General features: G+C 25.2%; 21 protein-coding genes. 7 read left to right on the forward strand and 14 right to left on the reverse strand.

All coding sequences use genetic code 4. The features are described from left to right. Window position 1 precedes the first annotated feature (1 nt). Genes rpe through NX779_RS02925 form a run of 3 tightly spaced genes read left to right on the forward strand, consistent with a single transcriptional unit; the run spans window position 2 to window position 1,294 of the window. Window positions 2–679 (forward strand): ribulose-phosphate 3-epimerase, encoded by a 678-nt coding sequence (gene rpe / locus NX779_RS02915; RefSeq protein ID WP_259429931.1) that lies wholly within the window; start codon window positions 2–4, stop codon window positions 677–679. Beyond that, complete coding sequence (locus tag NX779_RS02920; protein ID WP_259429932.1) at window positions 669–1,091, forward strand: motility associated factor glycosyltransferase family protein; 423 nt, start codon at window positions 669–671, stop codon at window positions 1,089–1,091. Before rpe ends, NX779_RS02920 begins: the two co-directional genes overlap by 11 nt. A 38-nt stretch (window positions 1,092–1,129) precedes the next feature. Further along, the gene (locus NX779_RS02925; protein WP_310795084.1) at window positions 1,130–1,294 is read left to right on the forward strand and encodes a hypothetical protein; all 165 of its coding nucleotides are present in this window, start codon (window positions 1,130–1,132) and stop codon (window positions 1,292–1,294) included. An 8-nt stretch (window positions 1,295–1,302) separates the two neighbouring features. On the opposite strand, the gene NX779_RS02930 is transcribed toward NX779_RS02925, so the two are convergent. The 5 genes from NX779_RS02930 to NX779_RS02950 form a co-directional block, all read right to left on the reverse strand. After that, window positions 1,303–4,281, reverse strand: a complete 2,979-nt coding sequence (locus NX779_RS02930) for a chromosome segregation protein SMC (protein WP_259429933.1) — start codon at window positions 4,279–4,281, stop codon at window positions 1,303–1,305. A 115-nt stretch (window positions 4,282–4,396) separates the two neighbouring features. Beyond that, the gene (gene rnc / locus NX779_RS02935) at window positions 4,397–5,089 is read right to left on the reverse strand and encodes a ribonuclease III (RefSeq protein WP_259429934.1); all 693 of its coding nucleotides are present in this window, start codon (window positions 5,087–5,089) and stop codon (window positions 4,397–4,399) included. Continuing rightward, window positions 5,076–6,083 (reverse strand): phosphate acyltransferase PlsX, encoded by a 1,008-nt coding sequence (gene plsX, locus NX779_RS02940; RefSeq protein ID WP_259429935.1) that lies wholly within the window; start codon window positions 6,081–6,083, stop codon window positions 5,076–5,078. The genes rnc and plsX overlap by 14 nt, the downstream gene beginning before the upstream one ends. Window positions 6,084–6,151: 68 nt before the next feature. Continuing rightward, entirely contained in the window at window positions 6,152–7,804 is a 1,653-nt protein-coding gene (gene fakA / locus NX779_RS02945; RefSeq protein WP_259429936.1) for a fatty acid kinase ATP-binding subunit FakA, read from the reverse strand. A gap of 21 nt (window positions 7,805–7,825) precedes the next feature. Further along, the gene (locus NX779_RS02950; protein WP_004429559.1) at window positions 7,826–8,140 is read right to left on the reverse strand and encodes an Asp23/Gls24 family envelope stress response protein; all 315 of its coding nucleotides are present in this window, start codon (window positions 8,138–8,140) and stop codon (window positions 7,826–7,828) included. Window positions 8,141–8,406: 266 nt separating this feature from the next. On the opposite strand from NX779_RS02950, the gene NX779_RS02955 reads away from it, so the two are divergent. The 3 genes from NX779_RS02955 to NX779_RS02965 all read left to right on the forward strand — a co-directional run bounded on the left by NX779_RS02955 (window position 8,407) and on the right by NX779_RS02965 (window position 10,564). After that, window positions 8,407–8,994, forward strand: a complete 588-nt coding sequence (locus NX779_RS02955; protein WP_259429937.1) for a hypothetical protein — start codon at window positions 8,407–8,409, stop codon at window positions 8,992–8,994. A gap of 98 nt (window positions 8,995–9,092) precedes the next feature. Further along, on the forward strand, window positions 9,093–9,623 hold the full coding sequence (locus tag NX779_RS02960; RefSeq protein ID WP_259429938.1) for a hypothetical protein: 531 nt from the start codon (window positions 9,093–9,095) through the stop codon (window positions 9,621–9,623). A gap of 317 nt (window positions 9,624–9,940) precedes the next feature. Continuing rightward, window positions 9,941–10,564, forward strand: a complete 624-nt coding sequence (locus NX779_RS02965; protein ID WP_259429939.1) for a hypothetical protein — start codon at window positions 9,941–9,943, stop codon at window positions 10,562–10,564. A gap of 461 nt (window positions 10,565–11,025) precedes the next feature. On the opposite strand, the gene NX779_RS02970 is transcribed toward NX779_RS02965, so the two are convergent. Further along, entirely contained in the window at window positions 11,026–12,264 is a 1,239-nt protein-coding gene (locus NX779_RS02970; protein WP_259429940.1) for an Mbov_0401 family ICE element transposase-like protein, read from the reverse strand. Between the two features lie 40 nt (window positions 12,265–12,304). On the opposite strand from NX779_RS02970, the gene NX779_RS02975 reads away from it, so the two are divergent. Next, complete coding sequence (locus NX779_RS02975; protein WP_259429941.1) at window positions 12,305–12,562, forward strand: hypothetical protein; 258 nt, start codon at window positions 12,305–12,307, stop codon at window positions 12,560–12,562. Window positions 12,563–12,656: 94 nt separating this feature from the next. On the opposite strand, the gene NX779_RS02980 is transcribed toward NX779_RS02975, so the two are convergent. The 8 genes from NX779_RS02980 to NX779_RS03015 form a co-directional block, all read right to left on the reverse strand. Then, window positions 12,657–13,571: a ParA family protein gene (locus NX779_RS02980; RefSeq protein WP_259429942.1), complete on the reverse strand. Its 915-nt coding sequence runs from the start codon at window positions 13,569–13,571 to the stop codon at window positions 12,657–12,659. Window positions 13,572–13,776: 205 nt separating this feature from the next. After that, window positions 13,777–13,998: a hypothetical protein gene (locus NX779_RS02985; protein WP_259429943.1), complete on the reverse strand. Its 222-nt coding sequence runs from the start codon at window positions 13,996–13,998 to the stop codon at window positions 13,777–13,779. A gap of 211 nt (window positions 13,999–14,209) precedes the next feature. Continuing rightward, window positions 14,210–14,584 (reverse strand): hypothetical protein, encoded by a 375-nt coding sequence (locus NX779_RS02990; RefSeq protein ID WP_259429944.1) that lies wholly within the window; start codon window positions 14,582–14,584, stop codon window positions 14,210–14,212. Between the two features lie 355 nt (window positions 14,585–14,939). Beyond that, a complete protein-coding gene (locus NX779_RS02995; RefSeq protein WP_259429945.1) occupies window positions 14,940–15,893 on the reverse strand; it encodes an Mbov_0400 family ICE element protein in 954 nt (317 codons plus the stop codon). A gap of 228 nt (window positions 15,894–16,121) precedes the next feature. Beyond that, window positions 16,122–20,075 (reverse strand): Mbov_0399 family ICE element protein, encoded by a 3,954-nt coding sequence (locus tag NX779_RS03000; RefSeq protein WP_259429946.1) that lies wholly within the window; start codon window positions 20,073–20,075, stop codon window positions 16,122–16,124. A 1-nt stretch (window position 20,076) separates the two neighbouring features. Then, window positions 20,077–20,694, reverse strand: a complete 618-nt coding sequence (locus NX779_RS03005; RefSeq protein ID WP_259429947.1) for an Mbov_0398 family ICE element protein — start codon at window positions 20,692–20,694, stop codon at window positions 20,077–20,079. A gap of 15 nt (window positions 20,695–20,709) precedes the next feature. Beyond that, window positions 20,710–23,526 carry an Mbov_0397 family ICE element conjugal transfer ATPase gene (locus tag NX779_RS03010; RefSeq protein WP_259429948.1) on the reverse strand — a complete coding sequence of 939 codons (2,817 nt, stop codon included), beginning with the start codon at window positions 23,524–23,526 and terminating at the stop codon, window positions 20,710–20,712. A gap of 31 nt (window positions 23,527–23,557) precedes the next feature. Then, window positions 23,558–25,225: an Mbov_0396 family ICE element transmembrane protein gene (locus NX779_RS03015; RefSeq protein ID WP_259429949.1), complete on the reverse strand. Its 1,668-nt coding sequence runs from the start codon at window positions 25,223–25,225 to the stop codon at window positions 23,558–23,560. Window positions 25,226–25,233: the final 8 nt, after the last annotated feature.

Consider the following 25,233-nt stretch of genomic DNA (forward strand, 5'->3'; position numbering starts at 1 on the left):
TATGAAAAAATTTATTATCGCTCCTTCTGTGTTGTCTGCAAACTTTATGAAATTACAACAAGAATTAGAATTATGTAAAAAAAATAATATCGAATGAATTCATTATGATGTTATGGATTTTGATTTTGTTCCTAACTTAACATTTGGATCAAAAATTTTACATGATATTAAGAAAAATATTGATATTAAAGTTGATGTTCATTTTATGGTTAAAGTTAAAACTTGTGAGTTTGAAGACTTTTTTAAAGATTATATTTCAGCAAAACCTGAAATGATGACAATGCATATTGAATCATTAGTTGATGACTTAACTGTTAATAAATTTATTGAATTATGTAAGAAAAATAATATTAAGCCTTCTATAGCAATTTCACCAAAAACTGAAGTTAATGTTATTTCAAAATATTTAGATAAATTAGATAACGTTTTAGTTATGAGTGTTGAACCTGGATTTGGTGGACAAAAATTTATTGAATCTAGTTTAGAAAAAATTAAAACATTATCTAAATTAAGAGATGAAAATAACTATAAATACACTATTGAAGTTGATGGTGGAATTAATGGTGAAACTTCAGTTTTAGTTAAACAAGCTGGAGTTGATATGATAGTTGCAGGAAGCTATTTATTTGAATCTTATGATTTTGAAAAAAGAGCAAAAGGATTAATTGATGAACTATAAAAACATATTAATAGTTACTAGCTCAACAAATATTGATCTAAATTCTTTTAATGACGATAACACTTACATTATTGGTGTTGAAAGAGGTTGTTTACATTTAATTGATAAAAATATTAGAATAGATTTAGCAATTGGTGATTTTGATAAAGTTGATTATGCTGAACTTAATGTTATAAAAGAATATGTAAATAAAATAGAAATTTGACCATCTGAAAAAGATTATTTTGATGGTGAGTTAGCGATTATTAAGGCTAGAGAAATTTCAAAAGAAGCTAAAATAATTTTTATAGCAAATGCAACAAGACGATATGAAAAGAACTTTTCAATATTTAGTTTAATTTTTAAATATGATATTAAATTCATTAATGATTATTCAATTATTTTCTTATTAAAAAGGGAGAAAATACTTTAGAATTTGATAGATTTCAAGATGTTACATATGTAAGTTTTATTTCAAAAGATGATACTAAAATCACAATCAAAGGCTTAAAATATGAAACAAATGAATTGCTATTAAAACCAATAGCTTCAAGCTGTCTTTCTAATGCATTTATACCTTATAAAGATGCAACAATCACAACTGATAACGATGTAATTTGTATAATGAGTAAATAAAAATGGATCTAATGAGATCCATTTTTTTCATTCATTTGTTTAGCTTCAATCAATTTAATTTTAACTATTTTAGTAATACCTTTTACTTGCATTGTTACACCAAATAATGCATCACAGTTTTCCATTGTTCCGTCACGGTGAGTAACAATAATAAACTGAGTTTTATTTGAGAAATGCTTAATAAATCTTGCAAATCTTTCAACGTTAGCTGGATCTAATGGAGCTTCTGCTTCATCTAAAATTACTAAAGGTAAAGGTCTTGCTTTTAAAATTGCAAATAACACTGATAAAGCAACTAAAGATTTTTCTCCACCACTTAATAAGTTAAGGTTAGTAATTTTCTTACCTGGAGGATTTACTTTAATATCAACACCAGTTTCTAAAATATTATCTGGATCAGTAAATATTAATTCAGCATGTCCTCCACCAAATAATCTAGCAAACACTTCTGGTAAAGCAGCATTTACATCATCAATGATTTTTTTGAATTGAGTTTCCATTGCAATATCGATATCTAAAATAATATCTTCAAGTTTTTGTTTTGCACTCTTAACATCGTTTAATTCTTTATCATAATAATCAAATCTTGATTTTTCTTGTTCATATTCAGCAATAGAATCTAAGTTAACATTACCAATATCACGAATTTCAGTAATTAATTCTTGAATTTGAGATCTAGCTAAATCTTCATCTTCAATTTCAGGAAGTTCCATTTCTAAAGCAGCATCAATTGAGATTTTATAACCATTCATTAAACGATCAGCCACTTTCATTTGTTTTTCTAATAAAACATTATATTCAGTTGATATGTCTGCTGCTCGATCTTTCAATTCAGATAATTCATCTCTTTTTTGAACGTTTACTTTAGTCATTTCTTTTTGTTTTTCACTTGTTTTAGATTTATTAGCAACAATAGAATTTATTTTGCTTTGTATTTCATCTCGTTTAGATTCTAATTCTACAATTTCTTTTGATAATCTTATAGATTCAGAATCATCTGAACTTTTTACAAAACCAGTTAATAGATCAACTCCAGATAATACTTCATATTCATCTGAAAGAGTAACTAGACTAGATTTGATGCTTGATATAGTTTGAGTTGAAATTCTAATAATAGAATTTAGGTTGTTAATTTCATCTCTTAAATTATCATTATTTGTTTTGTAGTCAGTAAGTTCTTTTGTTTTTTCAATTTCTTTTTCTTCAAGTGAGATTAATTTTTGTTTTAATTGTTCAAGATTGTTATTAGTATTATCATCTTGTTTTTCAAAAATGTTAACATTTTTTGTTGAACCACCAATAATTGCTCCGTTAGGTAAAATTCTTTGTCCATCTAATGAAACAATATTGTATCTAAATCCTATGTTTTTAGCTAAATTAACAGCATTATCATAAGTATCAACAACAATAATAGTAGCTAAAGCATAATCAATAGCAATTTTAATTTCACTTGAATGTTCTACTAGTTCATTAGCAAAACCGATAAATCCATTTGATTGTTCTATGATTTGTTTTTGAGCAGGCGAAATTGAATTAGCTGAAAGTGTGTTTAAAGGTAAGAATGTTACTCTGTTTAAATTATTTCTCTTTAAAAATTCAATTGCTTTTTTAACATCTTGATCAGTTTTCATTACAACTGAATTCATATGTCCAGATGCAGTTACTGAAATTGCTACTTGATAATCAGAATGAACTGTAATAAGTGATTTTAAAACTCCAACAACTCCACCGATTTGTTTTGAGTTATTAATGATTCCACTAACTCCATCATTAAAACGACTAAAAGAAGTTTTTTTGCTATGTTCTAAATTTTCAATGTGAAAACTAATTTTATTTATATTAGTTCTAATAGTTTCTATTTCACTGTAAATTTCATTATATTTAGATGAATAATAATCATATTTATCTTTTAATTCTAATAAATCATCACTAGCTTTTTGAACTTTTTCTTGTTCACTATTTAATAAAATAGTTTTTTCATCAAATTCTTTTTTAATTAAACTAGCCTTATATTCATCTTGATCTGAAGTATCGATATTTTGACTTTCTTTTAATTCAACTTCATTTTTTCTAATTTTTAATTCAGCTATTCTTTTTAAAATATTATTAAATTCAGTGTTTAATGATTGTAATTCATCATCAGCAGAAGTATTTTGATCTAAAATTAAATCAATTTCTTCTTGAGCCATATTAATATCGTTAGTTAATCTTTTAATTTGAATATCTAAAGAACGTTTTTCTTCTCTATATTGTTCTATTTTCTGCATAAATACTCTTAAATCTTTAGTAAGAATATATAGTTCAATATTTTCTAGTTGTTGAATCTTTTCTTGATATTTTTTAGCTTTTTTAGCTTGTCTTTCTAAATTAGGTAATCTTCTTGAAATTTCATTTGCAATATCTTCTAAACGGTTTAAGTTTTCAACGGTTCTTTCTAATTTTAAAAGAGTTTCTCTTTTTCTTTTTTTGTATTTACCAACTCCAGCAGCATCATCAAAAATTTCTCTTCTATATTCTGGTTTTGCTTCAGCAAAATTAGCAATAGTTCCTTGAGAAATAATTGCAATACTTGATCTAGTTAAACCTGTTTCTAAAGCTATATCTTGAACATCTCTTAGTTTAGATTTTTCACCGTTTATATAGAATTCACTTTCTCTAGTAGTACGATCAAATTTACGTCTTACTTCTACAATATCAGTTTTTATAGATGAAAAATGCTTATTTGTATTATCAAAAACTAAAGTAACTTCAGCAAAATTACTAGCAGGTTTATCACTACTTCCGCTGAAAACTACATCATCCATTTTAGATCCTCTTAAAGACTTAGTAGATTGTTCTCCTAATGCTCATCTTATAGCATCAGTAATATTTGATTTACCACTACCGTTAGGACCAACAACACCTATCATTTCGTAATTAAAATCCATGATAGTTAATTCAGCAAATGATTTGAATCCAGTAGCTCTAATTTGTTTTAAAAATAGCATGTAAAAACCCCTTTCATATTCACATATCTAAATTATATTATTTAAATTCAATATCAATTTAAGAAAAGAAAAAACTATTAATTATTTTTCTAATCTTGTTATTTTTTAGTAATTATTAGATTTTTTTCATTTTAGATAAACAATTTTCAGCTGCTTTTTGTTCAGCTTCTTGTTTTGATCAGCCCTCACCAACACCAAATTTTTGTCCATCTAAATTTACACTTACTGTATATAAGAATTTGTTTTGTTTTTGAAAGAATTCTTCATGTTCAACAACATATTTTAAATCACTTCTTTTTTCTGATTGTAATAATTGTTGAAGTTCAGATTTAAAATCTTTTATTTTATTTACAAACTCAGGTTTTTGAATATAAGCAAATAAGGTTTGTTCTAATCATGAAATTAATTTTTCTTCACCTTGATCTAAATAAATTGCAGCAGTTAATGCTTCAAAAACATCAGCTAGAATTGAAGGTTTTTCAAAACCTCTAGTTTTTAATTCTCCTTGACCAAGTCTTATTAATTGACCTAATTTAATATCTTTTGCAACTTCAGAAAGCGATTCTTCTCTTACTGATTTAGATCTTAATTTAGTCAATTCTCCTTCACTTAGTTTAGGACAATTAAAAAATAGAAATCTAGAAACATACATTTGTAATAACGCATCACCTAAAAACTCCATCCGTTGGTATGTGTATTTTAAACGGTGTTCATTTGAATATGAATTGTGAGTCAATGCTTCATCAAAAAGACGTGAATTATTAATTTCAATATTATATGTTTTTAAAAAATCTCTAATTGTTGGCATTTGATTTCAATCCACTTTCTATTTTATTTAAAACATCATTTTTAACTGCATTTAAAGTCATGTTTAAAGTAGCTTTAAATGATCTAACATCACTTGAACCGTGTGATTTGAAACAAATTCCATTAACACCTAATAAAATAGCTCCAGCATGATTTTTATAATCAAATTTCTTAGCAACATTTTTAAATGCTGGTTTTAAAATTAATGCAGCTAGTTTTTTTACAAATGAACTTGTGATTTCTTTTTTAATTTCTGTTAGTAAAGCTTTAGCAGCCCCTTCACTAGCTTTTAAAGCAATATTACCACTATATCCATCAGTAACAATAATATCAACATTACCAGTTAAAATATCACGTGCCTCAACATTTCCAATGAAGTTAAGTTCTTTTAATTCACTTAATCTAGTATATGTTTGTTTTTGTAATTCATTACCTTTACTTTTTTCAGTTCCAATATTTAATAATCCAATTGTAGGGTTTTGTTTTTTTAAAATTTCTTTAGCATAAATATTTCCCATAACAGCATAACCAATTAGATCTTCAACTTCATTTTCACTATTAGCACCAACATCTAATAATAAAGTTACACTATTTTTTGCATTAGGAATTGTTGGCATAAAACCAGGTCTTTTAACTTGATCGATCTCACCTAAAATAAAATGACTACCACCAATAAAAGCAGCTGAATTTCCACCAGTTAACATACCATCAACTTTTTTATCTCTAACTAGTTCTAAAGTTCTTACAATTGAAGAGTCTTTTTTTCTTCTAACATCTAAAATTGAACCGTTCATATCAATTACTTGACTTGTTGGTAATATTTCATATTTATTATTATCAATAGGAAATTCGGCTAGTGCTTGTTTTATTTCTGACTCATCACCAACTAATACTAAAAACAGATCATCATGTTGTTTAATAAATTCACTTACAGCTTGAACAGCTATTTTAGATCCTAAATCAGATCCCATTACATCGAAAGCTATTTTATACATATAATATTTCCCCTTTATTAAATATTATAAAACCCCTTAAGGGGTTTAGTGAGATTTTTGGTTTTTTATTATTCTATTGCTATTAAGAAACTGTAAACTTTTTGTCCACCTTCAATAATTTCATATTCAACGTTGTATTTTTCATCTAAGAATTTTCTTAATTGAGCAACATCTTTTTCTTCAGCTTCTTCACCTGTAAAAATGGTGATGATTTCAGTTTTGTTATTAATGTATTTAGAAAGTTGTTTTTCAAATACAGCTTTTATTGTTTTTTCTGAAGCAATAATTTTTCCATCAGCTAGAGCCATGAAATGATCTTTTTTAACTTCTACTCCATCAATTTTTGTATCTTTAACAGATTTAGTAATGTTAAATGATACTAAGTTTTTAAGTGATTTTAATAATTGTGAATTGTTTTTTGAAGGAGTCAGAGAAGGATCATAACTTAATGAACAAACCATACCTTGTTGAATTGTTCTTGTTTGAATTACATAAACTTTAGATTTCTTTTCTAGTTTTTCAGCTTGTTTTGCAGTTAGATACACGTTGCTATCATTTGGGAAAATAAATACTGTTTTAGCATCAACTTCTTGAATTGCTTGTAAGAAATCTTTTGTTGATGGATTCATTTTTGAACCTGCATCAATTGCTAGATCAATACCTAAATCTTTTTCAAAGTAAGATTTTAGTTTTTGAGAAGGCACAACTGAAACGATTGCAACATCATTAACAAGTTTTCTTTCAATTTTAATGTTTGAAGTTTCTTTTCAAGCTTTTTCTTTTCTTGATTTAAGTTGTTTATCAGCTTGCAAGTTCATATTTTCAATTTTTAGAGTTTTAAAATCTCCATATTGTTGTAAGAATAATAGAACTTGACCTGGTGATAAAGCATGAGTATGAACTTTTAAAATTTCTTCATCAATAACAACTACCATTGAAGTATTTCCATAAATTTGTAATTGATCTCTAATAGTTGATGGTTGAAGTTTATTAATTCATTCATTATTTAGTAAAACAATAGCTTCAGTACAATATCCGAACTCTTCTTCAGTTTCAAGATCAATATTTCCACCTTCATTAGTTTCTAATTTAGCTAATTTTTCAACAACTTTTTCATTTTCAAGATATTCTTGCATTCCTTGTAAGAATTTAACTAATCCGAATCCACCTGAATCAACAACACCAACTTCTTTTAAAACAGGTAATAAGTTAGGAGTGTTTTCTAAACTAGTATTAGCAATTTGAATAACTTGTTTTCAAAACTCTTTAACATCAGTTGAATCATCAATTTTCTTTATTTTTTCACTAGTTTCTCTTATAACAGTTAAAATTGTTCCTTCAATAGGTTTCATAACAGCTTTATAAGCAATCTCTGAAGCTTTACTAAAACCTTGTTTTCATTCAGCAACCGATAATTCTTTTGCATCACTCATTCCAAGTGAAAAACCTTTAATAATCTGACTAAAAATAACACCAGAGTTTCCTCTAGCTCCCATTATTAGTCCTCTTGCAAAAGTAGATAGATATTTACCTATAGTTGTATTGTTTAATTTGATTTCACTAACTTCAGCATAACCATTAGTAGCTGTTAAGTTCATATTAGTTCCAGTATCACCATCAGGAACAGGGAAAACATTTAATTTATCTATGTAAGGATAATGATTATATAAATTATTAACCCCACTTAAAATCATATTATTTAATATTTCTATATTCTGCATTTTTAATTCTCACCCTATACACTATAACATTAAATCATCAACAGCTACTGTTACTGTATGATTAACAAAGTTTTTAACATTTTTTTCTAGTTCATATTTAATACGAATTTGTATTTCAGTCATCACATCTAAAATGTTTACTCCATTAAGAAGAACAACGTGAATCTTAAACTGGTATATATCGTCTTTCATTTCGATTTCTATGGCTTTTGATATATCATTTGTAATTAAATCATCAGAACTATTAGAAGTATAGTTAGCAAGTGCTACTACTCCTGGGATTGTGATTACTGAATCATATATTGTTTTAATAATGAAAGGATCTATATTATTCATGATATCACCATACTTTCATTATTAAATTTTAACATAAAAAAATACTGTGAGATATCAATAAAAAATATTGTTCTGGAATATCAATAAAAAATATTGTTCTGGAATATCAATAAAAAATACTGTCTGGAACATTAAACAAAATACCGTCTTTATTATTAAATGAAAATTGGCTGTTTTTCATAAAATGAATATATTTTCATTATTTAGAATATTATCATATCTCATTTTATAATCAAAACTATATAGAAGAATTAGAGGTGAATCAAATGAAACTTAAAAGAAATCTATCGTTATTAGGAGTTTCCTTATTTGTTGTTCCTGTTGGATTACAAACTACAAATAATGTTTATACAAAAATCTTAAACAAAAATAATGATTTAAAAATTTTAAAAAATGCAAATGATGAAATAGATGAGGAATCAAAAGTTGTATATGACACATTCTCTGATGAAAAACAAAAAGAATATTTTAAAACTTCAGAAGACTTAAAATTTGATGATCTATATTCGGAATCAGAATATGATTATGATGATCAACAGATTAAAAAAAATTCAAACTATACTAATTTAATTAAATTCAACACAAATAATAACTATGAAATATCTAAAAAACAAGCTATTAAAGAAAATTATGAAAAAATTATTAGTGGTGAATTAAAAGTTTATGACATATTAAAGGATGTAAAAAATACACTTTTATCACATAAAAAAGAGTTTATTTCTTTTAAAAAAGAGTTTGATAAAAATCTAAAACTATATGAATTAAAACATACGTCAGAATCAGAAAATACATATAATAAAAATAAATTAAATTATACACAAGAAAATAAAAGTTTATCAACGTGATCTAGTTAAAAAAATAAAACTATTAGTAGAAATGACATTGAATCAGTACTGAAACTAGAAAAATTACCATCAAGGCTAGATGAATATATAGACCATAAAAAAGATTTATGAAAATTAAAATCGCAATAACCGCAGTTGCTTGAGCTACTGCAGCATATTATTCATTTGCTTGATGAATGGGTGGAGCTAACATTGGTTTTGTTGTAGCATCTACTAGTCAAGCAGTAGCACTTGCAAAATTGACAAATGAGACTAGAAATGAAATAAATTTCTTAACAGAAACAGTCGACAAAATAAAAAGAAAGCTAAAAAGACAGAATTCAGAGACATTATTTAAATTGATTAAAGATTTTTTAAAAAAAGAATTTAATAAAAATTTAAAGAATCTTATTGTAATGCATTTGGACTTATTTCTTAGTTATATAAGTAAAAAAATGGGACCAAAATATGATGTGTATGGTATGCTCAAGCAAATTGCTTCAACATATGCTGATATGGAATTTTTTTACCAAAATATTATGCAAATATACTTAATGAAGTACTTACGAAGATATTATTTGCTGCATCAGTTCTTACGATTAGTATTGCTATATTTTATTGCACATCATGAGCATCACCTGCTATCGTTAAAGTTATAAATTATATTTCAATCATCGAAAGAACTGGTGAATATTTACAATCATTAGCAAAATTAAAGTTAGAGAACTTAGTATAGAGAGAATTAAATATGATAAATAGTAATTTAGAAAGAAATTTTATAATATATCTAGTCGTATCTAATGTTTTTTTTATTCTTATTACAACATTATTTATAATATCTAATCGTTTTATGACCTATACTAGAAAGAAGTTTTTAAAAAAATATTTTCAAAAGTATATCGATGTAGAACTTCTAGATTCTACAAGATTAAAAAATATTTATGAAATTATTTTTTACTTTGTTATATACATATTTATGTTATTACAACCTTTTTCATTTTTAACAGCATTTTTTACAAGAGAGCAATATATAACATTTTTACAAAATTACTGATATATTTTAGTTTTAGCAATTCCAATGATAGTTTGGTTTTTATTATCAATTATTATATTCGCCATTAGTTTTATAAAACTTTGAAAAACTACTATAACTAGATTAGATATTAAAAAAGAAGTATGTATAAATCAAATTAAAAATATCATTAAAGATAATAAAAGTGTAACTAATTTTTATAAATTAGAAATTCTTTACAAGAATAAAAAGAGTTCTAGTATTTATATTAATTCTGGATTTGAAATGTGAGTAAGAGAATATGAAAAAAAACTTACTAGATCTGTTGTGTACTCAAAAATAAGTGGTAAAAGAACAGATGAAGATTTTTATGATATGATAGGTTCTCAGTTGTTTGAATTTATAGACTATTTCACAAGAAGAATTATATTTTTAAAAAATCGTAAATTAGTTAAATTTGAAAATTATTCTATATTAGTAAATGAGTCTAAACAAATCACATTTGATGAAATAGGTGAGTATTTAATAAATAATTATTTATATCACATTGACAAAAATATTAGAAAAATATTACCTGAACAAGAATAAAATCATTTGATATTATTATATAAAACACAAATAATTCATAAAAATATTTTTATAACTAAAAATATGATATTGTGCAACCGTAAAATTTAGGTATGTTAGCAAAAAGACCATTGCTGGTTAAATCCTAATTCCATTATATCACATTTCTTGAGTTATACACATTTTTTTAAAATTTGTTTCAACGTGTATCAGATACCGTTTAAAGTGTGCCCCTACGCGTGCGTGCACCCTTTAAAGGCAAGATAAGGTTTTGCTTCACCCCCTTACCGGGGGGCAAAACTTCAAAATTTCTATATTACATAGTAATATAGCACACTCAAAAAATAGTGAATCAGGTTGAAGCAATTTTGCTTCACCTTTTCATTTTTGCTTCAAATGTGCTTCACCACTAAAAATTATATATACTATGTATATATAAAAGTGTCTAAAAACTGCTTCAAAAATGCTTCACCCCTATTTTTTTATAGAAAAACGGTTGCTTGGTTTTTCAGTAAATTTTTAAAAATTACTTTCATTTTTATGTTTCTAAAACAGAACAAAGCTTGTCACTTTTTAATGTGTTTTTTGAAAGAATTGAACACAAAATGCTCAGTAAAGCTACTAAATTTTTTGTGATTTTCAAATAGTCATTTACTGTTGTTTATTATCATTTTATAGAAGCTTCTAGCGTTCAAAATTATGCTACTTGGTACGTTATTTTTCCGTGCTTCAGCTAGAAATTCAAAATAAATTTGCTTAAAAAATTCTTTATCTTTACTAAAAATTGCTTGCTCAAAAACATCTTTTCAAGGTAAATTAAACTCTTTATTTATTCAATTTTTGAAGTATTTTTTATTAGCTTGACTAGCAAATTTATTAGTTGAAAAAGCGGTATTTAATGATTTTTTAATATGAAAAAGATCTAAACAAAATTTCAATTCTAAATGTTCAGCTAGATTAGAAATTCATTTAGCACCGTCACCATTAACAATAATTTTTCACCTATTTTTAAAACTTTTTATAAAGTTTTTTATGTTTCAAAAAACATAATTTAAGTTATTAAATTCATTGTTTCTTTCATCTAAATTTTTAGTAAAAAAGATATTAATGACGTCATTAAGTTGTCTTTTGTCATCATCTAAAGTATGTAAAATTACTTCTCTAACTCTCATTTTTTTAAGATTTTCTTGTTGATGATTAATATAAAAATCGTCCATTTCTAAATAAATTTGTTCATTAGAATCAACTAATTTTTGATGAGTTTTAGTAAGTAATTTTTGATTATTTTCATAAATTATTTCTTCAATATTTGAAGTTTTTATATAGTGATTAATTAACTGTTTACTAGGTAAAAATTCTTTTAAAAATACAGGAGTATTAGTATTTTCAAGATAGCTTCTAACAGCATATTTTAAAACATCAATATCGTATTTTGAATGTTGTAGTTCTTCTAATTTAGAATGATGATAGTAACAAAATCTTTTAACTTTTTTAGTGATTTCATCGGTTGTTTCATACATTGTTAAGTTAAGTTCAAATATACCAGCAAATGTAATTCATTTTCTTTTACAACGTCTAAAAATACGTCAATTAGGATGAAGTTCTTTACGTATTTTTTCTCTAAATTCTTGTTCAAGTTGATTAATCTCATTTGCTTTTTGTTGGTATAATTCACTTAAAAAAGTTAAGTTATTATCAAATAGATTTTGATTAAATTTCATAATTTCTCCTTATAAAAAAAGAGTACATTAGTACTCTTAAGTGCTCAATCAAGCTTTTAAAACAATAAAAATTACAACAAGTGCTAAAGCAATAAATGCAAGTATTTTAACAGTTTCGAAATGAATAATTATGAAAGCGATAATACCACCTAGTACAGTTAAAATTAAAAGTAAAGGGATAATTCAAATTAAATTATCACCAATTGCTTCTGCAATAAGTCACTTTAAAAAGGTAAAAGGATATCAGAAGAATAAGAACAAAAAAGTTTTGAATTTTGTTCATCGTGTTCAATTGTAGTTAGAATCTTCTTTTCTAAGTTTATAAAGTTGATAGTTTTTAGAATAACCTTTTTTATCAAACAAATAATTACTTCAACTCATAACTATCACCCCTAATACAATATTTCTTTTTCTCTTAATTCATTAATTAAATTATTTATTGGATTACCATTTTTAATTAAACTGTTAAGTTTATCGTTTTCTTTAATTCATTTAGTTTTTTCTCAACTATTTAGTCTTTTATCATCAATAGCTAAGTTAATTTTAACTATACCAGTTTTAGTGTTTTTTTGTAAAATTGATTTTTCTATTGCGTTATTTTGAACTACAATTGTATTTAAAACTAAGTCTTTAAATAAGAAGTTATCATCACTTAATAAGCTTACAATTTCTTTAGATAAAGCGTTATTTTTAACCTTATTTATCAAAATAGCTTTTAATGCATTAGGTATATTAGAAAAAGTATCGCTCATATACCTTTTTTCTCAGATTTTTAAGTTTTTAATAGCACCAGTTAAAGAAAAAGGATCAGGGTTAACAACTTGTATAACACCACCACGAAATGCACAAGCTACATAAACATTTTCAGCAATTGGATCAAAACTAGGATTTATATCAATAATAATGTGATCGTATGAAGAAAGTAATTCTTGTTCTTCACCAATTTTAATTAGATTAGTAATTAATCTTTTTTCTCTATTAACTTCTAAAACTAATTGTCTATTTTGTTTTTCTAAAATTGGAGTTGACGGAATAAAATCAATGTTTTCAATAAAGCTTTTTACAATAGTTTTTTTCAAGTCCTGTTTAGTAACGTCATCTAAAAGTCACTTTTCAGTACCTTGAACATCTTTTGTCTGACTAACAGATTCTCTTAAAGTTTGAGTTATTGAACCTTGCGGATCAAAGTCCATAACAAGAATCTTTTTACCTTGTTTAGCTAAAGCTCCAGCTACATTTAAATTAAGTGTAGTTTTTCCAACTCCACCTTTAAGTCCACCAAAACTAATTACATTAACATTTTTCATATATTTAGATACCTTTCTCAATAAAATTATATAGTTTTTATATACTTATAATATATTTTTAATATCTTTTATAATTATATTATATATAAAATTAAATTATTTACTATATTTTTAATATAGTTTATATATATTATATCTATATAGAAACTAAATATAAATAAAATAAAAAAGGTATTTTCATACCTTAATTTTGAAATACTTAAATTTAAACGACTATCATAAAAATCAACATAATAATTCCAAGTAAACCTAAAACTATATACAAACCAATTGGTTCATTTTGTAATCCATTTTCTCCAGGTAAGTGTTTTTCTTTGTTTTTTAAGATTACTTTATTTTTTCTTTTTTTGAATTTATTTTTTGCTAATTGGTAATTATGTTTATGTTGTTTAAATTCATCTCTTGTCGTAGCTTTAATTACAATCATTCCAAAAAACACCAAAATGAGTTCAAATATAGAAATTATAATAATAAAAATTCAAACCCCTTTTTTGTTGGTTGGATTATCTTTAAGAAGAGTTACAAAAACAGCACAATTAGTAAGAATAATTAAGAAGATATAAAATAAAATTGGGAGAAAATAGAATATAAAAATAAAGCGGTAGTAAGCAAATATTGCCGAATTTAAGTTATTTTTCTTATTTTCCATAAATAAAACCCTGTTCGTTATCAATTTTATTTTGTAGTGAGTAAAGTCCTTCGATAAATATATCAGTTAAACTTGGAGCTTTACCGCGTTTTTGAACATAATCATTAACTAATTTTTGATGAAGTTCTAGAACTCTTTCATTCATATATATTGTTTTTATTTTATATTTAACTGCTACAGGTTTATTTGAAAACAAGTCTTGTTCGATTTGAACATTTTTTGAAATTGAAGTTTTGTTTATAAAATCTCTAGCAGGATCGTTTTTCTTATTTCTAGTTGCAGTTTTCTTAGCTACTTTTTCTTCTAACTCCATACCAAAATCATCTTCTATACTATTTGAAATAGTTCTATTAAAATTTTCCATAAATGCTCCTATCTAATATTATAAATATTTATTTATAATATATTTTTAATATCTTTTATAATTATATTATATATAAAATTAAATTATTTACTATATTTTTAATATAGTTTATATATATTATATCTATATAGAAACTAAATATAAATAAAATAAAAATATACACAATACCTTTAAACAATAATTAAAAGCTTTTGAAGATATTTGATTAAATATCAAATAACTAGTTTATCTTTTGAATTTAACAAAAAAATCGTTGAATATACAACGATTATATTATTTATTGAGTTTTTTACTAAATAATTATTTTTGTTGAGATATGAAGCTATTAATAGCATTTAAACGCATTTTAATAACTTTACATTGTAAGCTTAAGCGATTGTGTAGGTTTTGGTGTGTAAGTTTCATCATCTTCATTATCTAGATGATGATTTTGAGATTCTTGTTGATTATTATTTTTAGGTTGTTCAGGGGTTTTTAATAGTTCTAATAACTCTTCAATTTCTTGTTGTTCTTTTTCTTCTGCTTCTTTTTGTCTTTCATCATATTTTTCTTGTTCAAGTTGAAGCTTTCTTTCTCATTCTTTATTGAAATCATCAATAAATTTTTTAGTATCTCAAATAGAATTTGCTGTCAATTCATCAAATTTACTATTCTTTTTATAATAAGCTTCACTCAACTCATCTTGTGCTCCATATTTTGAAACATAAAAGCACTCTTTAACAACTTCATAAAAATGATCAGGTTTATCAAGTATTAATTCAGGTATTATATGAGTTTCGTTTATTAAATGATTATAACCTACAATTATCATCTCAACTTCTTGTCTATTTCGATTAGCTATTTCATCTGTTTTAAAAATAGGTTCTTTATTTTCAAAATCAAAATAATCAAATTCAGAAATAGAAAGATCATCTTTATGTTTGAATAAATGTTTCATAATCTTATTATAAGTATCAGGATCAGTTTGGAAATCATTGCGTTCATCATCTAAAATATATAAACTTTCAAAAAGTTTTCTCTCCATAACATTTATAACTGAACAATTTACCGATATTGTTCTATCATCTTTTCCATATAAATCTGTTTCAAGAGTTAGATTTTGTGGATCGGTAGAAGTTTTACGTTTATTTTTAACTTTAACAGTTTTAGTTGCTAAATAATATACCTTATCATCACTAAAAAATACAATAAAAGGTCTATGAATACCATTTCCCATTATTATTGAACCATCTTTGTTTCTAGCTATCGGTATTTTATTATTTTTATATCGTTGTTTATAAATTTTACCTATTATTAATTTTTGTTTCATATATTATCACCGAGATTATTATAATATAAAAAAAATAAGCTTATTTCTAAGCTTAATTTCTAGTCCTACATTTACGTTTAGCTTTCCACCGGAAAGCAGGGCTGGCTAAGACTAAACCGCCGATAGGTAAATATTTATAAAAAATATTTACATTATTAATATATCACAACCCTCTAATATTTGCAATATATTTAATCTGGAATATTTGCAATATATTTAAAGATAAAACTAAGTAATTTTTTTCTTAAACTTACGTACATAAATAAATCAACTAAATAGTCCGATACCAGTTAAACTTAAAATAGCTAAAGGAACAAGAATTAATAATCTTCTTCTTAGAACTATTCTGTTAGCTTCTTCACTACTATCGTTATCATCAATAGGTTTATCAGTATCATCAATTGGATCAAGTGACTTATTAGTATTATTAATTTTAATTACACTTATATTTTTAGTAACTCCATTAATTGGATAAAGCTTAAGTGTATTAGTATTAGCTAAGTCATTTTTTTGAATTAATTGTCTTACAATAGCATTTAATTCATCAAAATTAATTGAATAATGTTTTTTATATTCCAATTGGTAATTCTTAGCTAATTGACTTTTAATTTCATTAATAATTTTTTGTCTTAACTGTGAAGCAACGTGATCAGTAAAGCTTAATTCTAATTTAACAATACTTAAATCATATAATATAGCTTTATCAGGATTGTTTTCATCTCCAGGTTTGTAGTTAGGATCGTTATCATCTACTACAAAATTAGCATTATTAGTTACTTTAACAGTAGTTGAATTTAAAATTCTATGATTATTTAAACCTGTAATGTTAAACACAAAGTGACTGCCCTTACCTAAACTTAATAATTGTATTCCTTGATTAAAATTAGTTATTTGTAGATCTTTATCAATTACAAGTCCGTCTTGACTAAATTGTTTGTTAATTTCAGAAATTATTTTCTTTTTCAATTCAGTTAGCTTGTTTTCATTAATTTCAAAATCTTTTAGTTGTTTTTTAGATAAATCATAATCTTTATCTAACTCTCTATTAATTGTATTAGCTACAGCAATAGTAGCATTACCGAATTTAGGAGCAATAGCTTCTAAAATCAATGTTTCATACCTAATAGGATTAGTTTCAGAAATGCTAGTTTGTGGATGTTTTAATTTCTCAACAACTATATCTAGATTTCTAATTCTATAATCTCTATCTAATGTTAAGTTAGGTAAAGCTTGTTTAACTTTATTGATAATAAAGTGTTTAGCTTTATCAGATTCTTTAATACCACCTAAGTTGATATTTTCAAAAATAACATTAGAAAAGATGTTTTCTTCAAGCTTAGCTTCTTCATTAGTTTTAAATCTATCTACAATTAATGAAAAACTTTCGCTAGGTTCAATAGTATGAGTATTTTTATACTCATCTTTTAAATTAGCTTTAACAATCAATCTATTAGTTAAATTACTAAAAGTTGTTGAAATTTCTAGTTTATTTAAATCATCTTGACTATTTTTAAATAGCTTATCATTATTTAAATTAGCAATAAATTTTTCTTTTTTACTATTTCTAGCTACGTTGAAAATATATTCAGAATCTAAGTTTAAATTAATAGTATGTTTTTTATCAGATGGATTATGATTATAATCATTACCATTAGGTTGATTATCATTAGATGAATTATCAACGTCTTTAAACTTAATTAAAACTAGATACTTATTAGGAATTAAATTATATTTAATTTCACTAGTTTTTAAGTTGAAATAAGCATAAACTCCAGTTTTAGAGTCATTTATTTCAAGTTTTGAAATACCGACTAATTTCTTATGTTTAAATTCATCTAAATATTTATCTTCAAAAGCTTTTATGTTGTTTACATATTTTCTTTTGAATTCATCAACAGTTAGTTCTTCATTAAAAGGTTTAAACTTAGGAACTATATTGATATAAGTTTCTCATTCATTTTTAAATCATAAGTCATTCATATATTGTTTATAGTATTCCATAGCTTCTTCATATCTTAAGTTAAGAATTTTATCTTCTTTTAAGTCTTGATGTAATAAGTAATTTCTAAATGTTTTACCTTGTTGAGTTTGTCACAACGGTTTAATGGTGTTCAGTGACTTAGTCATATAATCAGTAAAATAACCGTTAGGAATTTTTTCTTCATTAGAATCAAGAATATAAACAATTTTGAAATTAGTAATTGATTTTTCAACTTCGCTAGTAAATAATCAAACTCCGCTAGTTGAATAGTAACTATCAGCAGTTGTAACTTTATCTAAATCTTCAATTAATTTATCTTTTTCAATTTCAATAAATTGTCCTTGTTCGTTAAGTTTATGAACACGATAACCTTTAATACCGTCAGAAACTTCTTTTAATGCACCTTTATTAATAACAACTGCTTCAGCAATTACTCCACGATCAATATCATTCTCATTTTCGTGTGGAGCAAATAATGTTTTAGAACCAGGTGGAAGATGAGTTATATTCCAATATTCTTGACCAGTTGGTGGTAAATGTTTAGTTCACGCAGGAAGAGTGTTGAAATCAAATCAAACTAGTTCTTTTTTAGTACCAGTTTTAGGATCTATTTTAGGATCGTATTTAGGATTTTTGATCGGATTACCGTCTTCATCTCTTTTGATTTCACCTTTTGAATTTTTCTCATATTCTTCAATAAGTGTTTTTTGGTGTGGAGTATTTTCCGGATCTCAAGCGAATCACTTAAAGTCCATTTCGCTTGTTCGTGATTCAATAACTAAAGTTTTAACTCAAGTAAACTCAACTTCTTTATTACCTGTACCACGTTCATATTTAGTAATTTCAATTTTGTATTCATTTTTAGCGTGTGAGTTTTCTTTAGTTTTTTCTTCTTTTTCTTCTTTAGGTTTATAACCGTAATCAAACTCTCTTTCATTATCTTTAGAATCACGACGTCGATCAGTTAAAGTAGTTTCGAATCGTTGATTCAAAACATCAATTTTTTTACCATTGATTTTAATTACTTCAGTTTCTTCTTTTAAAGCATTAAAACTTAAATTTAAAGGAGTATGAGCAATTCAACGTCCAGCATTTCTATTTTTACCTTTATCGACTATTTTAACAGTTGGATCTTGAACTAATTTATCATCAACTAGTTGAGTTGTGTTTTTTTCAAAATCAAGTCATTTACCTAAATTAATAGTTAGTCTTTTTTCGAATTCTTGATTCTTGAACCTATCAGTAACCTTAAAATCAATTTTTACATTTTCAGCTAGTTTTTCTTTAAATTCATTATCTTTTGATAAATATAAATCAATTGTATCTTGACTAGTTATTGCGTAACTTAATTTTAAAGGATTATTTTTAAGTTCATCATTACCATTTAATTCATTAATACGTTTATCTAAAAAGTCTTTATTAGAATTGAATTTCTTTTGTTTTTGTTCTTCACTTAGAGTAGTTTTTAAATTACCACCGGTATCAGAATCAATAGTTAAAAACGAACTATTAGCTAGAATTTGATTTTTTCATTGATTTCAAGGATTTTGATATTTTCTTCTTTCATCAGTTTTAACAATTTCAGATCTTAGTTTAGCATTAATGCGAATTTTTGTTAAAGTGTCGTCATTATTAATTATTTTTTTTAATCTGTCTCTATCAGGATGACGTCACATAGGAAATGATGGTGTTACTTCTCTTAATACTGAGTAATTACCAAGAATTAATTTTATTTGCATTTCGTATACGTGATTTTTATTAAACTTATTTTTTAGATGATTTTCAATTATATTTTTAATAGTTTCGAAATGAGCAGGCGAAGCATTTTTAATATTATTTAATGCATCAAAATAATTCTTAGTATTAATTTCCTTGGTAAATCCAGAAAACTCTCTTTCAAAGTTGCTAATAGAATTAGTTTTATCTCAAGAATAATTTTCTAAAGAGAGTTCATTATAGAAATTAGAAGCATCAGATAAAAAACTTGGTGAAAAAGTAAACATTCGAATTCCATTATCTATAATAATTTCAGTTTTGAATTCTTTTTCTTCAAAGACTGTTTCAGTTTGTAAATACTTACTAGGAAAATCAAAATATCTAGTTGATAAAGAACTACTAAAATTCATTTTTAATACGGTATTAGCACTAATTAGTGGACTAGCTAACGTAAATATTGATAGTAATAATAAAAGTTTTTTCATACTAAACCAACTCATTTATATCAATTTCATCAAGATTAACATAAGGATTATATTCAACTTCTTGATGAGTTAATGTAGTTATCTCAGCATCTCAATCAGTGTTGTCTTTTTTAAATAACTTATCAACTTGTTTTTGTTTATCTTTTACGTTAGCTACTTTTTCATTGATTTTTTCAACTTTAGTTGAAGTTTTTGATTCTAATGAAGTTCTTATGTTTTCAAAATAAGTGGACTCAGCTAATTGATTATTAGTTAGGTTTTTTAACTCATTTCGTTTATCGTCAAACAATTCGTTTAAAATTACATCAAGTTTTTTATTTGCAACAATTTCTTCAACTCTATTTTTTAATAATTCTCTTATGATATTTGCAGAAAACGGAGCTAAAGAAGAATACATTACTTTTCTCATTTGATAGAATAAGTCTTGTCTAACTTCGTTAAATACACGACTTTTATCTTTTTCTAATAAATATTGTTTAACAATATCACTAATTGCATTACTTACACTTTCTCCGCTATTAGCTAATTCTTTTTTTCATTTTTCAAATCTTAAAATATCATCAGTTTCATATAATCGAAAAGTTACTATTAATGATTTATTTTTATTTTTATTTTCCATAATTCTCATTCCTATCTATTTTTTTCCAATTTCTCCTTTATCGAAAAATAATTTTTTTTCAAAGTCGTTATAATGAATATTCATTTTAATTTTTGAATATGTATGTAAACTAAAAAGTAATTTTCCAATTTCACTATCAGATAAGTGAGTTCGTTGAGTTTTATTTAAACCACCGCTATGTTTGAACATTTCATTAACTGCGTCTAAATCTTTTTGTTTTAAACCAAAGAATTTTGAATATTGACAGTTTTGTAAAATAGCTTCCGCTTTTTTAGTAATCATTGATGAACCTAAGAAGTCAGACGGATTTTGAGTGCATAAAATCATTCCGGAATTAAATTTTCTAACAGTTTTAGTCATTGTGTAGACAAAATCTAAAGTATCAGTATTTTGTGGATCGATATACATATGTAACTCATCAATCACTAAACAAGTATTAGTTTCAGGTTCAGCAATTGCGTTATTAAAGATTTTATTTTGAATAAAACTTAATAACACAAATAAACCTACATTACCATTAGCTTTTCCAGCTCCAAATAGTTTTTGAGTGTTAAAGATAATAAAATCATTGCTTAGATCGATATTAGTTTGTCCATTATAAATATGTTGGTATTTACCTTTATATTCAAAGTTGTAACTTAATCTATCAATAATATTAGCTAATGATAATCGTTTTCTTTCTTTTTCGAATTCATCAACAAATTTATAGCTTCTCATAAACTTAATTAAATCACTCATTATAGGATAGTTGAACTTACTTAGTCCGGCATAGCTTCTCACTCTATATAAACCTTTTTGTTTATATAAATCTCTTACAAATTCCATAACTAATACTAATTTATCTTGATCTCAGTCAGGATTAATTAATTTAAAGAATGTTTCTAATCATTCTAAATGCTTATTAATTACTAAATCAACATTTAACTCTTCTTCATCTACTAGTTGAATTTGAACTTGTAAAGGATTAATCACAGTTCCATAACCACTACCTAAATCTATAATTGAAGCACCAAATTTACGCCCTAGTTTAGAATATTCGTTTTGTGGATCAATAACATAAACTTTATTGTTTTGTGCTAAGTTAGCAATTATCGCTTTCTTAACGTCAGTTGATTTTCCTTTACCACTACTTCCAACAGTAAACATATTGTAATTTACACGTCTTGAATTATTTTTATAGAATTGATCGAAAATGATAGGTTCACCTGTTGAAGTAGTTTTACCTAAAAGTAACATATTTCCGTCATTACTCATTTCATTTTCAAAAGGTCAAGAATGAGCAACATTATAACTGCTCATTGCTATGTTTTCTTTTAAGTTGTTAGTAGTGATTAAACAAGATTGAGCAAGTGCTTCAAATTGTTTAAAAGGAACGGGATTAATGTTTATTTTGATTCTTTTAGCGTTAGCAAAATTTTCAGCTTCAAGTTTTCTAAGTTCATCTAAACTATCAGCAGTATTAATAATCATTAAACTTGAATCAGTTAAAACGTTTTTATCAATTTGTAATTGATTTTGTAAATATTCCAAAGCTTCAAGTTGTAAAGCAGAAGATTGTTGATAATAGTTGGATTTTATCATTGTAGAATTATCAACCATTTTCTTTCCTGTACTATCTAATAGACTAGCTTGAATAGCTTCAGTAAAAATACTTAAATTTCAAACTATTGTTGAATCTGAATTAAATATTTCAATTGCTCAAGCTTCAGGCAAAACTAAAGGTAATTCACTAATTGTATGAATTGAACAGTACTTGTTATCTCTAATAAAGTAATTACTTTTAAAAATAAGTTGCTCGTTACTAATTAATTCATCTAAACTAATTCTTTTTTCTTTATTAGTCTTTTTAATTATTTTTCCAGATTTTTTAAAAATATTTTTTAATTGTCTTTTATAAAATTGAGTTATAGTTTCATCTAGATGATTTTGTTGAGATTTTATCATTGATTGGCGTTGATTTTCATTTTGTTGAATTAAATATAACTTAGCTAATTCTTCATCAACCTGTTTATCATTTAATGAACCTAAGAATTTAATTAAATCAACTCCTTGAACTAAATCGTATTCAATTTCCATTGAGTTAAATGTATTAATTGTTTCATTAATAGTTTGCTTTAATTCGGAAATATTTTTACCATATAAAACAACATAGTAAATATCAACCAATAGATTTGTATCTAAAGTACTAAAGTCTTCAACGACTTCTTCATAATATGAAACATAGTTATTTCATACTTCTTCATTAAATTCTTTCTTTTTTAAAGACTTAAGTTTTTTGTTCATATTTTCTTTAATATTTAGATAGTTTTTTGAATAATCAATTAATTCTTTTTTTCTAATAAAACTAATATGAAAAGCAGTTGAATCTAATAAATCGGTAAATTTAGCTAAAAATGAATTTCTATCTTCTTCATCTTCATTTCAAGGACTTTTACTTTGAAATTTTAAGACGGCTAAATATTTACTACCAGCTTTACTTTGTTTAGTTTTTATAAAACTTTCTTCTAAGATACTGTCATAAGGTACTAGGTACTTAGGACTTGTTTTTTTGTTATTGTATTTTTTAACACTAAATCAGAATTTAATCATTCTAACAATTAAAATATAAACTCTACAACTATATTTAGATGAATATACCAAAAATATTGAAAGAACTAGAAATACACCAAAAGTTAGTAATAGTTTATAACCTTGATTAATGTGTTCAGGTAGTGATGAAAAACCTATTAGCATTGAAAGAATAACAATTGCAGCAAAAATACAAAAATCAAGTCAAGAAAAATTCTTTCAAAATATATTTTGAGTTTTACTTATATTTTTAGGTTGCAACATATTTTAATTTCCTTTCTATTTATAATTTTGATTATTTACCTATTCGTTTATTTCTATTTCTATCTTCTTTGTTAAATTTAGGATCAACTTGTCTTGTATTAGTTGCTTCTTTAACTCGTTTATTTCCACCATATCTATTTAAAGCGGTTGTAGAAAAAGTAGGTAAACCTTTTGTTTTATTATCAAGAACGCTTTCAAGATGAGCAAATCTTGCTTTATGTTTTTCTAATTTCTTATATTGATCAGAAGATAAATCTCTATTTTTCTTAACTAATTTTTCTTGTTTTTTCATAAGTCTTGAAGTTCTAAAACCAGCTCAACTTTGTTCTAAAGCTAATACAGGAGAAGGTGCTCAAAAATCACTACCGCTTTTTCCTAAGTTTTGTTCTTTAGCTTGTTGTCGATCTTCTTCAGAGTATAAATCTTTATTTTTCTTGTGAGTAATCATTGCGTTATGTTGGTAATTTTGTTGCATTTCTTTTCTTTCTTGTTTTGCGTCAGCTAAGGACATTTTGCTTTCATTATGTTCCCTTTTTGCGTCAGCAATTGTATCTTTATATTCAGATCTAGAAATTTGTCCTGATCTGTATTTTTTCTTAGCGTGTTGTATTTTATCGTTTCTTCTATTTCTAGAAAAACCTTTAACACCCATTGACGCATTACCCATTCTTGAAGCAATTGCAGCAACCGCACCAACTCCACCTGCTAAGGCCATACCAGTTTTCATTAAGTTTTTAGTTTCTCCTATTGTTTCTCTAACGCTAGCAGATTCACCTATATATGCAGTTGCTTCACTAGTAATACCATTTACTGCTATTGCTCCACCTGCAACAATTGCTAGAATTAAAAGAATTTTTGCAAAGAAATTAACTTCACCTAAAATACCTACTCATCTAGTAGAACGGATAATGAATACAGAATATAATTGCAACCCTATAATCATTCCTCCAATAGCTAGTGATTTTGCAGCATAACTTTCAATTCAAGTTTTCAATCTTTTTCCATTATCACTAACACTAGCAGCACAAATAAACGGACTTATTATAAATAAGAAAAATTGTTGATAGATTTTTTGAACTAAAGTTAATGCACCAAGTATAAAAGGAATCAAAGTCATAATTGTTGTAAGACCACCTAAAATGATTAGTAAAATACCTTCTCCAGTCTCAAGTTTGTCAAAAACATCTTGATCAAAACTGAAATTGTTATTTGCAATTTTATTTCAGTCAGTTGCTTTGATTTTCTCATTCTCTGGATTTTTTAAAGACATAAAGATAGTTTTTGAAATATCGTCGCTATTATTACCAAGTAATAACGAAAGAATAACATTGAAGATAATTTTACCTAGAAATAAAAGAATCGGTATTGCAATTATTCATAAAGTTCCAGTAAGTGAGTTTTTCATTGCAATTGATAAAGCGTTTTCTTCACCTTGTTTTTGAAAGTGAATTCTAATACCACTCGTAATAAATAAAATTGCAAAAACAAGAATTGAAATAATTGCTAATCTTAAGAACATAAATGGTAGATTTGCTTCAGAGAATTTTTGTCCGAATCTAACACCAAACATTAGATATTGCGGAAGTTCTAAAGCTATTAATTGAAATAAATAAATAATAGCTTCTAAAAGTTTTAAAGGTAATTTAACCAGAGGTATATAACCTGCATTAAATGCAGCCCATCAAACTCAACTAAACATAAATGTTT

Source organism: Mycoplasma cottewii, from assembly GCF_024918975.1.
GTDB classification, from domain to species: Bacteria; Bacillota_I; Bacilli_A; order Mycoplasmatales; family Mycoplasmataceae; genus Mycoplasma; species Mycoplasma cottewii.